General features: G+C 74.5%; 16 protein-coding genes. 6 read left to right on the forward strand and 10 right to left on the reverse strand.

What is annotated here, in order from left to right:
* The first annotated feature begins 47 nt into the window (after positions 1–47).
* A complete protein-coding gene (locus EQG70_RS04010) occupies positions 48–1,388 on the forward strand; it encodes a hemolysin family protein (protein WP_031283023.1) in 1,341 nt (446 codons plus the stop codon).
* Positions 1,389–1,443: 55 nt separating this feature from the next.
* On the opposite strand, the gene EQG70_RS04015 is transcribed toward EQG70_RS04010, so the two are convergent.
* Together EQG70_RS04015 and EQG70_RS04020 are read right to left on the reverse strand one after the other, a co-directional pair.
* The gene (locus EQG70_RS04015) at positions 1,444–3,162 is read right to left on the reverse strand and encodes a thiamine pyrophosphate-binding protein (RefSeq protein WP_095651256.1); all 1,719 of its coding nucleotides are present in this window, start codon (positions 3,160–3,162) and stop codon (positions 1,444–1,446) included.
* The gene (locus tag EQG70_RS04020; protein ID WP_095651255.1) at positions 3,159–3,941 is read right to left on the reverse strand and encodes a cyclase family protein; all 783 of its coding nucleotides are present in this window, start codon (positions 3,939–3,941) and stop codon (positions 3,159–3,161) included. Before EQG70_RS04020 ends, EQG70_RS04015 begins: the two co-directional genes overlap by 4 nt.
* A 285-nt stretch (positions 3,942–4,226) precedes the next feature.
* Here EQG70_RS04020 and EQG70_RS04025 point away from each other — a divergent pair, with 285 nt between their 5' ends.
* On the forward strand, positions 4,227–5,102 hold the full coding sequence (locus EQG70_RS04025; RefSeq protein ID WP_017833453.1) for a shikimate dehydrogenase: 876 nt from the start codon (positions 4,227–4,229) through the stop codon (positions 5,100–5,102).
* A 63-nt stretch (positions 5,103–5,165) separates the two neighbouring features.
* Here EQG70_RS04025 and EQG70_RS04030 read toward each other — a convergent pair whose 3' ends face one another.
* From EQG70_RS04030 to EQG70_RS04040, 3 genes are read right to left on the reverse strand one after another with little or no spacing between them, the layout of a single operon-like run.
* Positions 5,166–5,513 (reverse strand): GNAT family N-acetyltransferase, encoded by a 348-nt coding sequence (locus EQG70_RS04030; protein WP_095651254.1) that lies wholly within the window; start codon positions 5,511–5,513, stop codon positions 5,166–5,168.
* 22 nt (positions 5,514–5,535) lie between these two features.
* Positions 5,536–6,546, reverse strand: coding sequence for a pirin family protein (locus tag EQG70_RS04035; protein ID WP_109242938.1), 1,011 nt, complete (start codon positions 6,544–6,546; stop codon positions 5,536–5,538).
* Entirely contained in the window at positions 6,543–7,103 is a 561-nt protein-coding gene (locus tag EQG70_RS04040) for a carboxymuconolactone decarboxylase family protein (RefSeq protein WP_035927688.1), read from the reverse strand. The genes EQG70_RS04035 and EQG70_RS04040 overlap by 4 nt, the downstream gene beginning before the upstream one ends.
* Positions 7,104–7,337: 234 nt before the next feature.
* Here EQG70_RS04040 and EQG70_RS04045 point away from each other — a divergent pair, with 234 nt between their 5' ends.
* Together EQG70_RS04045 and EQG70_RS04050 are read left to right on the forward strand one after the other, a co-directional pair.
* The gene (locus EQG70_RS04045) at positions 7,338–7,634 is read left to right on the forward strand and encodes a DUF1540 domain-containing protein (protein WP_017833457.1); all 297 of its coding nucleotides are present in this window, start codon (positions 7,338–7,340) and stop codon (positions 7,632–7,634) included.
* A 144-nt stretch (positions 7,635–7,778) separates the two neighbouring features.
* Complete coding sequence (locus tag EQG70_RS04050; RefSeq protein ID WP_017833458.1) at positions 7,779–8,348, forward strand: hypothetical protein; 570 nt, start codon at positions 7,779–7,781, stop codon at positions 8,346–8,348.
* Positions 8,349–8,382: 34 nt separating this feature from the next.
* On the opposite strand, the gene EQG70_RS04055 is transcribed toward EQG70_RS04050, so the two are convergent.
* The 5 genes from EQG70_RS04055 to EQG70_RS04075 all read right to left on the reverse strand — a co-directional run bounded on the left by EQG70_RS04055 (position 8,383) and on the right by EQG70_RS04075 (position 12,869).
* Positions 8,383–8,886: a metallophosphoesterase family protein gene (locus EQG70_RS04055; RefSeq protein ID WP_017833459.1), complete on the reverse strand. Its 504-nt coding sequence runs from the start codon at positions 8,884–8,886 to the stop codon at positions 8,383–8,385.
* A gap of 5 nt (positions 8,887–8,891) precedes the next feature.
* A complete protein-coding gene (locus tag EQG70_RS04060) occupies positions 8,892–9,962 on the reverse strand; it encodes a HoxN/HupN/NixA family nickel/cobalt transporter (RefSeq protein ID WP_109268492.1) in 1,071 nt (356 codons plus the stop codon).
* 81 nt (positions 9,963–10,043) lie between these two features.
* A complete protein-coding gene (locus EQG70_RS04065; RefSeq protein WP_109221719.1) occupies positions 10,044–11,396 on the reverse strand; it encodes an MBL fold metallo-hydrolase in 1,353 nt (450 codons plus the stop codon).
* Between the two features lie 130 nt (positions 11,397–11,526).
* On the reverse strand, positions 11,527–11,913 hold the full coding sequence (gene trxA / locus EQG70_RS04070) for a thioredoxin (protein WP_035930527.1): 387 nt from the start codon (positions 11,911–11,913) through the stop codon (positions 11,527–11,529).
* 92 nt (positions 11,914–12,005) lie between these two features.
* Complete coding sequence (locus EQG70_RS04075; protein WP_095651250.1) at positions 12,006–12,869, reverse strand: sulfite exporter TauE/SafE family protein; 864 nt, start codon at positions 12,867–12,869, stop codon at positions 12,006–12,008.
* A gap of 250 nt (positions 12,870–13,119) precedes the next feature.
* Here EQG70_RS04075 and EQG70_RS04080 point away from each other — a divergent pair, with 250 nt between their 5' ends.
* Together EQG70_RS04080 and EQG70_RS04085 are read left to right on the forward strand one after the other, a co-directional pair.
* On the forward strand, positions 13,120–13,539 hold the full coding sequence (locus tag EQG70_RS04080; RefSeq protein WP_109268491.1) for a DUF302 domain-containing protein: 420 nt from the start codon (positions 13,120–13,122) through the stop codon (positions 13,537–13,539).
* 115 nt (positions 13,540–13,654) lie between these two features.
* Complete coding sequence (locus EQG70_RS04085) at positions 13,655–14,197, forward strand: type 1 glutamine amidotransferase domain-containing protein (RefSeq protein ID WP_109242934.1); 543 nt, start codon at positions 13,655–13,657, stop codon at positions 14,195–14,197.
* Positions 14,198–14,308: the final 111 nt, after the last annotated feature.

Below are 14,308 nucleotides of genomic sequence, written 5' to 3' on the forward strand. Positions count from 1 at the left end.
GCAGGTGATCTCCTGGCGTCCCGGAGGCGGCCGGTACTGTGGTCGCCATGGACAACAGCACGATCGTGAACATCCTCCTGGTCCTGCTGTTCGTGGCCGTCGGGGGCGTCTTCGCGGGCACCGAGATGGCGATCGTGAGCCTGCGGGAGAGCCAGGTCAAGCGGATCGAGCGCTCGGGCCGCAAGGGCGCCCGGACCGCCGCCCTCGTCCGGGACCCCAACCTCTTCCTCTCGGCGGTGCAGATCGGCGTGACGGTGGCGGGGTTCTTCTCCTCGGCCTACGGCGCCTCGACGCTCGCCCCGGACGTGGCCCCCGTCTTCGAGCGGGCCGGTCTGTCCACCGCGGCCGCGGAGACCTCCGCGCTGATCGGCATGACCCTGGTGATCGCGTACCTCTCCCTCGTCCTCGGGGAGCTCGTGCCCAAGCGCCTGGCCATGCAGCGCTCCGTGGGCTTCACGAAGATCCTGGCCCCTCCGCTGAGCGTCTTCGCCACGCTCATGCGCCCCGTCATCTGGCTGCTGTCCGTGTCCACGAACCTCGTGGTCCGGCTGGTGGGCGGGGACCCGCACGCCGTCACCGAGGAGGTCTCGGCGGAGGAGATCCGGGAGATGGTCGTGGACACCCGGGGCATCGGGGCCGTCTCGCGCTCGATCCTCACGGACGTCTTCGAGGCGGGCGAGCGCCGCCTCGCCGAGGTCATGCGCCCGCGCCCCGACGTCCACTTCCTGGACGGCACCCTGCCCGTCACGGAGGCCTACCGCACGGCCCTGGCCCTGCCGCACTCCCGCTACCCCGTGCTCGGCACGAGCGTGGACGACGTCCTGGGCTTCGTGCACATCCGCGACCTCGTGGTCGCGGACCAGGACGGCGACGGGGTCATCGAGGCCCCTCCGCGGACCCTGCGGGACGTGGTGCGGCCCATCCCCTTCCTGCCGGAGACCAACCACGTGCTGCGCACCCTGCAGGCCATGCGCAAGGACGGGCACCACATCGCGCTGGTGGTCGACGAGTACGGCGGGACGGCGGGCATCGTGACCCTGGAGGACCTCGTGGAGGAGCTCGTGGGCGAGATCTACGACGAGTTCGACGCCGGGGTCCGGGAGCACGAGGACACGGTGCTGCGCGAGGGCGGGGCCGTGCTCGTGGACGGCGGGCTGATCATCCAGGAGGTCCCGGTGGAGGCGGGGCTCGTCATCCCCGAGGGCCACTACGAGACGGTCGGCGGGTTCGTGATGGACCGGCTGGGGCGGGTGGCGCGCCCGGCGGACGTCGTCGACGTGGACGGCTACCGGCTCGAGGTCCTGGCCGTGGACCGCAGCCGGGTGGAGCGGGTGCGGATCACCCGGCTGCGGCGGGACGCGGCGGAGGACGGCCGGTCCGGGGCCTGATCCGTCCCGGCGGGGCCCGTCCCGCCGGCGGTGACCTCGTGGCGCGGGAGCCGGGTCAGTGGCCCCGGAAGGCCTCGGCCAGCCACCACGCCCCGCCGTCGGAGGCGATCTTGGCGTCGATCACCAAGGGCCGGTCCCGGGGCCCGTCGAGCCAGGTGCGCACGGCGGCCAGGTCCTCGGCGGAGCGCACGACCACGCCGTCGGCGCCGAAGCCCCGGCCGATCGCGGCGATGTCGGCGTCCGGGAAGACCACCGTGTCCAGGGGCGCGTCCCCGTCACCGGCGAAGTGGTGCACCTCCGCGCCGTACGCGGCGTCGTCGTAGACCACGCACACCAGCGGCAGGCCCAGCCGGACGGCGGTCTCGAGCTCGGCGATCCCCATGAGGAAACCGCCGTCCCCCGTGCCGAGCACCGGCAGCCGGTGCGGCTGCGCCAGCGCGGCGCCGATGGCCGTGGCCAGGCCCAGGCCCACGGACTGGAAGGCCTGGGTGAAGCAGAACCCGCGCTCGTCCGGCACGGAGAGGTACTGGCTGGGGTAGCCCATGAAGTTGCCGCTGTCGACGGCCACGACCCGCTCGGCCGGCAGCATCGCGTCCAGCTCGCGGGACAGCACCCGCGGGTCGATCCGCTCCGCCGTGGAAAGGTCCTCGAACGCGACGTCCCGCCACCGGGCCTCCCGGGCGATCCGCGCGGCCAGCTCGGGCGTGCGCCAGGACGACGACGCCGGGGCGGCGGCTCCCGGCCCGGCGGCGCCCTCTCCTGCGGTGCCGCCCGTCCGCAGGACGTCGTGCTCCAGCGCGGCGAGGACGTCCCGGGCGGTGAGCGCGCAGTCGCCCACGACCCCGAGGTCCAGCGGCCGGTCCACCGGCCGGTGCGCGCCCAGGGCGGACTCCTCGAGGTCCACCTGCACCACCGCGGCCTCGGGGCCCAGGAGGCGCCCGTGCCGGGTGGTCCACATGGTCAGGGCGCAGCCCCACGCCACCACGAGGTCGGCCGCCCCGATCAGCTCCGCGGTCGCCGGGGAGGAGAAGCCCCCGGAGATGCCGAGGTCGAAGTCCTCGCCGGCGAACAGGCCCTTGGCCACCGCCGACGTCGCCAGCAGCGCCCCCGAGCGCTCGGCGAGGGCGGTCAGCTCGGCGCGGGCCCCCCGGGCGCCGCGTCCCGCCACGAACACCGGCCGGCGCGCGGCGGCCAGCATCCCCGCCAGGCGTTCGGCGGTGTCCTCGTCCGGGCGTACGCGCGGCGCGGGCGGGAGCGCGGGCACCACGGCGCCCTCGGGGGCGGGGGACGCCTGGACGTCGAGCGGGACGCTGAGCACCACGGTGCGGCGGTCGTTGCGGGCGCGCCGGACGGCCCGGGCGACGTCGGCCGCGGCGCTCGCGGGGGAGTGCACCCGCTCGGCCACCGCCCCCACCGCCCGGGCGAGGGCGTCCTGGTCGATCCGGAAGTTGGAGTGCACGGCCGCGGCCTGGGTGTCGGCGGTGAGCACGATCAGCGGGGTGCGGGACTTCGCGGCCTCGCCGATGCCGGTGGTCGCGTTGGTCAGCCCGCAGCCCTGGTGCGTGGTGACCACGGCGACGCGCCCGCTGGTGCGGGCCCAGGCGTCGGCCATGGTCGCGGCGCCGTTCTCGTGCCGGGCGGCCGTGAAGGGCACGCCCGCCGCGATGAGCGCGTTGGTGAGGTGGAAGTTCCCGCTGCCCACCACGCCGAACGCGTGCCCCACGCCCAGCTCCGCGAGCGCACGGCCCACGAGCTGGGCGACCGTGCCGGTCACGCCCCGGCCCGCTCGACGAGGGCGAGCACCCGGGCGGGGCTGCCCGTGCCGCCCACGACCGGCAGGGGCGCGACCACGAGCTGCGCCCCGAGGACCGGCAGCCGGTCGAGGCGGCGCAGGGAGGTCAGCCCGTACTTGTCGTGGCCCAGCAGGTGGTGGTGGGCGGGGAAGGGCGGGTCGAAGCCGCCGGCGATGCCCGCGTCGATGCCGACGGTCTCCACGCCGAAACCGCTCACGTGCGGGTGGGCGGCGAGCCACTCGGCGGCGGCCACCGACGGCCCCGGGGCGTGCAGGCCGTCCGCGTCGGCGTTGAGGAAGCGCTCGGGGTCGTCCGCGCGGGCGGACCAGCCGGTGCGCAGGAGCACCCAGCAGTTCTCGGGGAAGCGCCCGTGCTCGGCCTCCCACCGCTCGAGGTGCTCGGGCTCCAGCAGGGCGTCCGCGTCCGCCTCCGCCTCGGCGGTGAGGTCCAGGACGGCGGCCGGCCCGACGAGCCGCGCCGGTTCGATCCGGTCCACCGACCTCCCGTCCCGGCCGGTGATCCAGTGCACGGGCGCGTCCAGGTGCGTGCCGGCGTGCTCGCCCAGGGTCAGGTCGTTCCACGCCCAGCCGGGCCCGGCCTCGTCGTAGGCGCTCACCGGGGTCATGGACAGGCCCACCGTGTTGGCGAACGGTTCCGGCAGCCGCAGGATCGGGGTGTCCCGGTCCAGGGGGGTGGTCAGGTCCACGATCTCCACGGTCCCGGCGGCCAGCGCCGCCCCCAGTTCGCCCAGCACGCTCATGACGTCACCCTCCGCAGTTCGTGGGCCCCGTCGGCGGGGCCGTGGCACTTGCCTCGCCGCCCATTGTGCCCCGGCGCGGGCCCGGCGTCCCCGCGGTGGGAATCACTTCCACACTGTGGCATCCGTGTTCACACAGTGAGTGCAAAGCGGGTCCTGCACGTCCTCCCGGTGTACTGTGATGGGCGTCCCAACGGCTCGCGATGCCCTCCGCGCCACCGGCACCGGTGCCGCGCCGAGAGCGGTCTGCGCGGCCGCGTCCTGACCGCACCCCGCAAGGAGCCCACCATGAGCACCACCTCCGAGTCCTACCTCGTGGGCCTGATCGGCGACGGGATCACCCGCAGCCTCACCCCGCCGATGCACGAGACCGAGGCGCGGAACCACGGGCTGCACTACCTGTACCGTCCGGTGGACCTCGAGGTGATCGGCCGCCCGGGCGAGGACGTGGGGGAGCTGCTGCGGGCCGGGCGGGACCTCGGGTTCAACGCCTTCAACATCACGCACCCGTGCAAGCAGCTGGTCCTGGACCACCTCGACGAGGTCGCCCCGGAGGCGGCCGCGCTGAGGGCCGTCAACACGGTGGTGATCCGCGACGGCCGGTTCGTCGGCCACAACACCGACGTGTCCGGTTTCGCCGCGGGGTTCCGGGCCGTGCTCCCCGGCGCGGCCAAGGACCGCGTGGTCCAGGTCGGCACCGGCGGCGCCGGCTCCGCCGTGGCCTCCGCGCTGCTGAGCGCCGGCGTGCAGACCCTGCACCTGTTCGACGTGGACCCCGCCCGGGCGGGCGAGCGGGCCGCCGCCATGGCCGAGCTCTTCCCCGGGCAGCAGGTCGCGGCCGCCACCGCCGAGACGCTGCCGGAGCTGGTGCGCGCGGCCGACGGGCTGGTCAACGCCACCCCGGTGGGCATGCACCACCACCCCGGCACCCCCGTGGACCCCGGCCTGCTGGAGGCCCGGCAGTGGGTGGCCGACGTGGTCTACCTGCCGGTGGAGACCGAGCTCGTCGCCGCGGCCCGGGCCCGGGGGTGCCAGGTGCTTGACGGCGGCCACATGGCGGTCGGCCAGGCGGTGGACGCGTTCCGGCTCATCACCGGCGTGGAGCCCGACCGGGCCCGGATGCGCGCCCACTTCCTCGATCTCATCGCGGCCCAGCGGGGCTGAGCCCGGGCTCCCGTCCCGGCCGCCGCGGGCCGGCGCCCCCGGGCTCCGGCCCGGGTGACGGGCTCACTGCTGCTCGTGCCGCGGGACGGCGGCGAGGTGCTCGGGCCGCACGGCCACGGCGTACTGCTGGTGGTCGGGGTGGCTGTGCAGCCACTTCTTGATGTAGGGGCACACCGGGACGACCGTCAGCCCGGCCCCGGCGGTGTCGTCCAGGGCTTCCCGGGCCAGTCTCGAGGCCAGGCCCTGCCCGCTGTAGGCGTCGTCCACGGTGGTGTGGTAGAAGATCCGCTGCGGCCCGCCGGGGCCCTCGAAGGGCACCCAGTGGGCCGAGCCGATGACGGTCTCCCCGTCGAGGAGCTCGTAGCGCTGCCGGCCGGGGTTGTTCCGCACCGTGACGGCGGAGGTGTCCATGGTGGTCTCCTGGGGGACGGGCTCAGCCGCGGGGCCGCAGCTGGACGGTGGGCAGCGGCGGCGCCGGCAGCGGGGCGGGCTGCTCCGCCGGGTAGGGGCCGAAGCGCGGGTACGGCGCCCCGTCCTCGTAGCTGCCGGAGGCCGGCGCGGGGGCCGGTTCGGCGTCGATCTCCGACTGCCAGGCGGCGCGGTGGGCGACGACCTCCTCGTGGCTGCGGCCGACGAAGTTCCACCACATCACGATCTGCTCGCCCAGCGGCTCGCCGCCGATGAGCAGCAGCCGGACCGGGCTCAGGCCGGCCTCCAGCACCACGGGACCCTGCCCGACCGGGAGGTAGGCGAGGTGGTCCACCGGCACGGGGGCGCCGTTGAGCGCCAGGTCGCCGGTGTCGAGCAGCACGCCGTGCTCGAGGGCCGGGTCCAGCTCCAGCTCCAGCCGGGCGCCGGGCCGCAGGGTGGCCTCGGCGGCCAGCAGCGGCGGGGTGAAGGTGTCCACCGGGGAGGTGCTGCCGGCCAGGGAGCCGAGGAAGACGCGCAGCTCCGTGCCCTCCCCGACCACCGGCTCGGGGGCGTGGTGCTCGAAGGTGGGTGCCATGTGGCGGGTCGCCTCCGGCAGGGCGTACCAGAGCTGGACCCCGTGCAGCAGCGTGGTGCCGGGGGTGGAGAACTCCTGGTGGGAGATCCCCCGTCCGGCGACCATCAGGTTGACCTCACCGGGCCGGACGATCGCGTCGTAGCCGGCCGAGTCCCGGTGGGCGATCCCGCCGGTGAACAGCAGGCTCACGGTGGCCAGGCCGGTGTGCGGGTGCCGTGCCACCCGCATGCCCCCGGACTCCGAGACCAGGTCGGGGCCGTAGTGGTCGACGAAGCACCACGCCCCGATGAGACTGCGCTGCCGCTGGGGCAGGGTGCGGCGCACGGTCATCGCGCGGGGCCCGCCCAGGGGCACCTCGCGCGGGGCCAGCAGCTGCGCGCCGGCCCCGACGGCCTCGGAGCACAGCAGCTCCTGCGGGTCCACGTCCAGGTTGGTCACGCCGTGCCCCCCGCGACGGTCGACGGGGTGCGCGGGGCGTCCGGTGCCGGCTCCTCCGCGGCCCGTTCTCCCGGGGGATGCCCCTCCGACGCGGCCGCACGGGGGCGGACCCGGTGGCGGGAGAGGACGGAGACCCGGTTGAAGGCGTTGATCGCCACCGCCGTCCACTGCAGCGCCGAGTACTGCTCGTCGGTCAGCTCCGCCCGGGCCACCGCCAGCTCCGCCAGCCGGGTCTCCTCGTCGGGCAGCAGGGCCACGGACTCCCCGATGGCCAGCGCGGCCCGCTCCAGGTCGTCGAAGAGCTCCGTCTCGCGCCAGGCGGGGAGCACCGCCAGCTTCTGCGCGCTCACTCCGGCCTCCACGGCGTAGCCGGTGTGCAGGTCGAGGCAGTAGGCACACCCGTTGAGCTGGGAGACCCTGATGTTGAGCAGCTCCACGAGCGCCCGGGACAGCCCGGCGTCCTCGGCCGCGGCGGCGACCTTGCGCGCCAGGCCGTTGAGCGCCCGCCAGCTGCCGGGATCCGCCTTGTCGAGGTAGAAGTGGTCGCCGGCGCTCATGGGGTCTCCTCGGGGTCGTCGCGGCGCCGCCGGGCGGCACCGCCGTGCGTCCAGCGAATACCCCCCGGCGGTGCCCCGTCAAGGGCGGCGCCGCGGGGCCCTGTCGGCCGGCCCGCGGACATTGGGGCACGAAAAAATGCGCTATCCATCGCCCCTCGTGAGGCGCATCCTGGAAGAGCTTGTTCAGGCCGGGGCAGCAGGCTCCCGCCCGGAGATCCTCCCGGAGGAGAAGTCATGGCCACCACCGAGTTCGTTCCCGTCTCCGACTGCACCGTGGGGCAGTGCTCGTTCAACCACGACCACGAGTGCACGGCCCACGCGATCACCGTGACCGGGTCCTCCGGCCACGCGCACTGCGGCACGTTCATCTCGCTGGGCCCCGACGGCGGCCTGCCCACCGTCCACGCCGAGGTCGGTGCCTGCCAGCGCGGCGAGTGCGTGCACAACGAGCACCTCATGTGCACGGCCCACGACGTGAAGATCGGCGCCGGCGCCGACGAGGCCGACTGCCTGACCTACCAGGCCGCCTGAGGACCGTCGGCAGCCCCGGCCCCGGGCACCTGACCGGGGCCGGGGTTTCTGTCTGTCCCGGGGGCGGACGTGCCAGCGCGCCCGGGCCGCGGGACAATGGAGGGGCCCGCGCAGCAGCACGGGGCGACGAGAGGACGGTGCGCCATGGACGAGGAGATCCGGCTCAGCGGGGCCGACCACCCGCACGTGCAGATCCCCCGGCTCGGGGAGCTCGACGCGGTCTGGGCCCGCCGGATCGTGCTGGCCGTCGTGGCGAGCCTGGTGGTCGGGCTGCTGGGCGGCATCGCGGCCGCGCTCCTCCTGGGCGAGAGGGGGCTGCTCAGCCCGGTGCAGTGGGGACTCGTGGTGGGCGGGGCGGCCCTGCTGGTCAGCGGCATCATCCTCTCGCTCACCCGGGCGGACGACGCGCCCCGCAACGACCTCATGGACGCCCGCGCCCGGGCGAGCAAGGGGCTGCGGACCTCGGTGCGCCGCGGCGCCGTCCCGCGGGACCCGGTCCTGCGGGAGATGCAGGACTACATGGCGGTGGAGATGGTGCAGTACGCCTGGCCGATCCTGCTGACCGTCCCGGGCATGGCGCTGGTGGTGTGGGCGCTCTTCGTGCCCGTCCCGGCCGTGCTGGTGGCGCTGCTGCTCGTGCTGGTGTGGGCCGCCGTCCGGGTCAACGGGACCGTGGTGGGCCGGCGCTACTACCAGCTGCGGGGCCTGCTCTGAGCGCTCGGCCCGGCGGCGCCGGTGCCGCGGGGCGTCAGCGCGGCGGGAGGCGGACGAGCTCCACGTCGGTGAGCCGCCCGCCGTCGGCGACCGCCGTCAGATAGGTGCAGTGCGGCTGGCGCCGCCGGTCCGTGGGGGAGCCGGGGTTGAGCAGCCGCAGGCCCGCCGGGGTGGTGCTGTCCCACGGGATGTGGCTGTGGCCGAAGACCAGGACGTCGAGGCCGGGGAACGCCCGGTCCATCCGGGCCTCCCGCCCGGCGGCGGCACCGGTCTCGTGGACCATCCCGAAGCGCACGCCCCCGAGCGTCTCGCGGGCCACCTCGGGCAGCCGTTCGCGCAGCTCCGGGCCGTCGTTGTTCCCCCAGACCCCCACGAGGCGCGCGGCCCGCTCCTCGAGCCGGTCGAGGGTCGCGAGGTCGATCCAGTCGCCCGCGTGCAGCACCACCTCGGCGTCGTCGACGGCCCGCCACACCGCGGCGGGCAGGTCGCGGGCGCGCTTGGGGACGTGCGTGTCGGCGAGCAGGAGGAGTCGGACCATGACGATCAGCCTCGCACAGGGACCGGTCGTCCGTCGCGGCGGATCCGGTCCAGGCCCTTCGAGCCCAGCCAGACGACGCCGAAGAACACGATCACGGCCATGCCGAGGAAGTTGAGGTCGATCGCCGCGACGAGGGCGAGCGCGCCGCCGGTCGGCTGCAGGAGCTCGGCGAGCACGGACAGCAGACTCGTCCCGCCGATCACGAAGGCGATGACGACGGAGACGGTGGTCACCGTGACGTTGTAGTTCAGCCGGCGGCGGGCGTCCACCGAGGCCCAGCCGTAGACCCGGTTCATCAGGATGCCGTCGGCGCTGTCGAACATCGTCATGCCCGCGGTGAAGAGCACGGGCAGCACGAGCACCGCGTACCAGGGCAGCTCGGGGGCGAGCCCGCCGGCCATGACGAACAGCCCGATGGAGGCCGCCGTGTCGAGGCCGAGGCCGAAGAGGAAGCCGACGGGGTACATCCTGGCCGGGCGGTCCACCATGCGGGTCACGGGGTGCAGCACGCGGTGCAGCACGCCCCGGTCGGCGAGGTGGGCGTCCAGGTCGGCGGCGTCCAGGGCGCCGGTGCGCGCCGCGCGACGGGCCCGGCGCAGCCGGAGCAGCACGGCGAGGTTGAGCACCCCGGCGGTGACGAGGAACAGCCCGGAGACGGTGCCGCCCCAGATCCCCGCGGCCTGCCGCAGCCCGGAGCCCTCGTCCGCGAGGCCGCCGGCGAAGGCCTCCAGGCCGAGGGCCAGCAGCAGCACGGAGACGAGGACCACCGAGGAGTGGCCCAGGGCGAACCAGAAGCCGGTGGCCGCGGACGCCCGGCCCCGCGCCATCAGCGAGCGCGTCGCGTTGTCGATCGCGGCGATGTGGTCGGCGTCGAAGGCGTGCCGGACGCCCAGGGCGTAGGCGCTGAGGGCGAGTCCCACGAACAGTCCCGTTCCCCCCTGGGGGGTGTCGGTGCCCAGGGCGAGGGCGAGCAGCGCGCCCCAGCCCGCGACGTGCAGGAGGACGACCGCGGCGCCGATGACGGTGACGCTGCGCCGTCCGGCGGCGGACGGGGGGACGGTGCGGGAGGTGCTCACGGCGGGCCTTTCGCTGGGCTGGGGCGGGCTTCGGGGAGGGGCCGCGGGGGCCGGGGGCGCGCACCGGCCCCCGCGGCGGCGTCAGTTCTCGAGCGGCACGCCGGCCTCCTCGGCCTCGGCGAACAGGGCGTCGATGTGCACCGGGTCCTTGCCCGCGCGCTCGAGCAGTGACGCAGCCACGCCCGAGCGGTAGCCGGAGCCGCAGTGCACCCACAGCCGGCCCGCGGGCACCTCGTCCATCCGGGGCAGCAGCTCGTGCAGCGGGATGTTGACCGCGCCCGGGAGGTGCGACTGCTCGTACTCGTCCACCCGGCGGACGTCCAGGACGGTCTCGTCCTCGGGTCGCCCCTCGAGCATGCCCTTCCAGTCGACGCGCGGGTAGGAGGAGCGGGCCGCCCCGGGGGCGAGCTTCTCCGGGTCCTCGCCCAGCGCCGCGTCGGGGGAGTCGATGCCGATCCGCGACAGGTCCCGGATCGCGTTCTCGACGTCCGCACGCGACCCCACGAGGGTCAGCTGCCGGTCGTAGGGGAAGATCCAGCCCAGGAACGCGGTGAAGCTGGAGCCGTCGCCGTACTCGAAGCTGATCGTGCCCTTCAGGTGCTCGGCGGAGTAGGCCACCCGGTGGCGCAGGTCCACCACCCACTCGCCGGCCTCCAGGCGGGACCGCAGCTCCTCGGGGTCCAGGGAGTCGGGCACGGACAGGTCCGGCTCGGTGGGGCCGGCGGCGTTGGCCGGGCCCATGTGCACGTAGTAGTTCGGGTACGCCGTGAGGTTGCTGATGAGCTCGGCGACGAAGTGCTCCTCGTCCGGATCGGTGTAGACGTGGTTCGTCCTGATCTGCTCGCCGAGGGTGGACTCGTCCGCGCCGGTGGCGGGGCCGGAGGAGCAGAAGGAGCCGAACCCGTGGGTCGGGTACAGGGCGGCCTTCTCCTGCGCCTCGGCCGCGAGGCGGCGGGCGGAGGCGTACTGGTCGTGGGTCAGGCCCACCATGTGCTCGCGGCCCAGCAGGTCGGTGCGGCCCACGGAGCCGTAGAGGACGCTGCCGCCGGAGAACACGGCCTGCTCCTCGCCGTGCTCCACCACGAAGGACAGGTGGTGGTGGGTGTGGCCGGGGGTGGCCACGGCCTTGACGGTGAGCTCGCCGACCCGGACGGTCTCCCCGTCGGCGATCGGGGTGCGCTCGAAGGAGACGTCGTCGGCGGCGTTGACGAGGTAGGCCGCGCCGTGCTTCCGGGCGTAGAGGCAGCCGCCGGTCAGGTAGTCGTTGTGGATGTGCGTCTCGGCCACGTGGGTGACCTTCACCCCGGCCTGCTCCACGGCGGCCTCGAGGCGGTCGATGTCGCGCTGGGCGTCGATGACCAGCGCCACCTGCCCGTCGTGCACGAGGTAGCTGCGGTCCCCGAGCTGGGGGGTGTCGATGAGGGTGACGTCCATGGTGCGTTCCTCCTTGGTGGTGCCCCGCGGCGCGCCGTGGGGCGTGGTGACGGTATCGGCGGGTTGTTACGGGAGTGTTCCAGGGGCGGGGCCACGGCGGAAGCGACGTGCCGGGGACCCGCGCCGCGGCTCAGGCCTGCTGCCCGGCCTCCTGCCCGGCCCGCTGCCGGGCGAGCTCGGCGTGGACCTCGGCCATGTCGAGGCCCTTGACCGCGGTGATGACCTGCTCGAGCCCGGTCGCGGGCAGGGCGCCGGGCTGGGAGAACACGAGCACGCCCTCGCGGAAGGCCATCAGGGTGGGGATGGAGCTGATGCCGGCGGCGGCGGAGAGCCGCTGCTCGGCCTCGGTGTCGACCTTGGCGAAGACGACGTCCGGGTGCTTGGCGGAGGCGGCCTCGTAGGTCGGGGCGAACATGCGGCAGGGGCCGCACCAGCTCGCCCAGAAGTCCACGAGGACGATGTCGTTGGACTCGATGGTGGGGGCGAAGTCGGCTTCGGTGATGTCGATGGTGGCCATGGGGACCTCCTTGGTCGGGGTTCTCGGTCGGTGATCTCGGAATCGGTCGTAGCGGACGGTGTGCGGAAACGGTGGGAAGAAGAGGGCGAGGGTCAGGCCGTGAGGGGCGTGCGCAGCGGGCACCTCGGGACCGCGAACCAGCAGACCGTGGCGGCCAGGGCCGCGACAGCGGCAGTGATCCCGACGGCGATCCCGGCCGCGCCGGGCAGCTCCTGGACCAGGACGAAGACGCCCATGACCAGGACGAAGATGCCGAAGCCCTTGCGCAGTGCGGCCTCGGGGATGCGCCCGGCCAGCCGCGCCCCGGCGAACGAGCCGGCGACCGCGGCGACGGTCACCGCACCCACCAGGGCCCAGTCCAGGGAGACCGTGGTGAGGTAGCCGGCGAGCCCGGCGAAGGACTTCATCGCGATGACCACCAGGGAGGTGCCCACGGCCACGGGCATGGACAGCCCGCCCAGCAGGGCCAGGGCCGGGACGACGAGGAACCCGCCGCCGGCCCCCACCAGGCCGGTGACCAGGCCCACGACCAGGCCCTCGGCGACGACCTTGCCGACCGGCAGCTCACCGTCGTGGGGTGTCGCGGTGCTGTTCTTGCGGCCGCGGATCATGGCCAGGGAGGTCGCGACCATCATCAGGGCGAAGGCGACCATCAGCACGGTGCCGGGGATGTAGCCGCCGGCCAGGCCGCCCAGGAAGGCCCCGGCCATGCCGGCCGCGCCGAAGACGAGCCCGGTGCGCCACTTCACGCGCCGGTTGCGGGCGTGGTTGACGGCGCTGACGGCCGACGTCACCCCGACGACGAACAGGGAGGCCGCGATGGCCTCCTTGGGGTCCAGCCCGGCGACGTAGGTGAGGATCGGGACGGTGAGGATGGATCCGCCGCCGCCGAGCAGACCGAGCGAGAGCCCGATCAGCACCGACAGCAGGAGGGTCAGTACGAGGGTGACGGTCATGGTGCGTGTCCTTTGCTTCCCGCCGGCCGGGGCGGGTGGTCAGGCCGTGGAGGGGTGCCGGGCGCTCCGCCCGGCGTTCGTTCCGAGTATGGCAGATACCCCAGGGGGTATTCAACTACCCCCGGGGGTATCGAGTCCGGGCGCCGGTATCGCCCAGCGAGAACCCGGCCGTCCCGCACTTCCCTTTCCGGGCCCCGCGTGCCAACAGTGGAGTCCTGAGCAGGAGCCCGGACCGAGAAGGAGCGCAAGCATGAGCTGCACCAACGCCGTCGTCGTCCCGCTGCCCTACGCGGAGGCGGTCGAGCGGACGCGGGCCGCCCTGGCCGAGCAGGGCTTCGGCATCCTCACCGAGATCGACGTGCGCGCCACCTTCGAGAAGAAGCTCGGCGCCGAGGCCGCCGAGGGCGTGGGCGACTACGTCATCCTCGGCGCCTGCAACCCCGGGCTCGCCAGCAAGGCCCTGGCCGCGGAGCCCCAGCTCGGCGCGCTCCTGCCCTGCAACGTGGTGGTGCGCCGCGGCGCGGACGCCGGCTCCTCCACGGTCGAGGCCATCGACCCGCAGACCATGGTCCAGCTCAGCGGCAGCCCCGCCGTGCAGGAGGTCGCCGACGACGCCGGCGTCCGGCTGCGGGCGGCGCTCGACGTCCTCGGCGGTCTCCGGTCGCAGTAGCGGCCGCGGCGACCCGGCACGGTTCCGCCGGACCGGCGGCTCCACCGGAGCCGCAGGTCCACCGAACGGACAGATCCACCCCATCCACAGATCCACCGCACCCAGGAGGCAGTCCATGACCACCGACATCACCGGCAAGAAGATCGCGTTCATCGCCACGAACGGCGTCGAGGAGCCCGAGCTCACCGAGCCGTGGAAGGCCGTCCAGGAGGCCGGCGGCACCCCCGTGCTCCTGTCCCCGGAGCAGGGCACCATCACGGCGATGCAGGGGGACTGGGACCGCGCCGGCAGCTACGACGTCGACGGTACCCTCGCCGCGGCGAAGGCCGAGGACTTCGACGCGCTGGTCCTGCCCGGGGGCACCCTCAACGCCGACACCGTGCGCACGGACCAGGACGCCCTGCGCCTGGTCAAGGAGTTCGACGCCGCGGGCAAGCCGATCGCGGCCATCTGCCACGCCCCGTGGATCCTCATCGAGGCCGGGCTCGCGCAGGGCAAGCGGCTCACGTCCTACACCTCCCTGGCCACGGACCTGAAGAACGCCGGGGCGGACTGGGTGGACGAGGAGGTCGTCGTCGACGGACGCCTCGTCACCTCCCGCAACCCCGGTGACCTCGAGGCCTTCAACCGGGAGGCTCTCACGCTCTTCGCCGGTTGATCAGCGCCGCCGGGCGACCGGTCCGCCGCGGAACCGCCCGGTTCCGCGGGTACCGCGGGGGCGCTCCCGGACGGCCGTCGGAGGCGACGGCCGTCCGGGAGCGCCCCCGCG

Origin of the sequence: Kocuria rosea (assembly GCF_006094695.1) — a bacterium.
In the GTDB taxonomy this organism is placed as follows: Bacteria; Actinomycetota; Actinomycetes; order Actinomycetales; family Micrococcaceae; genus Kocuria; species Kocuria rosea.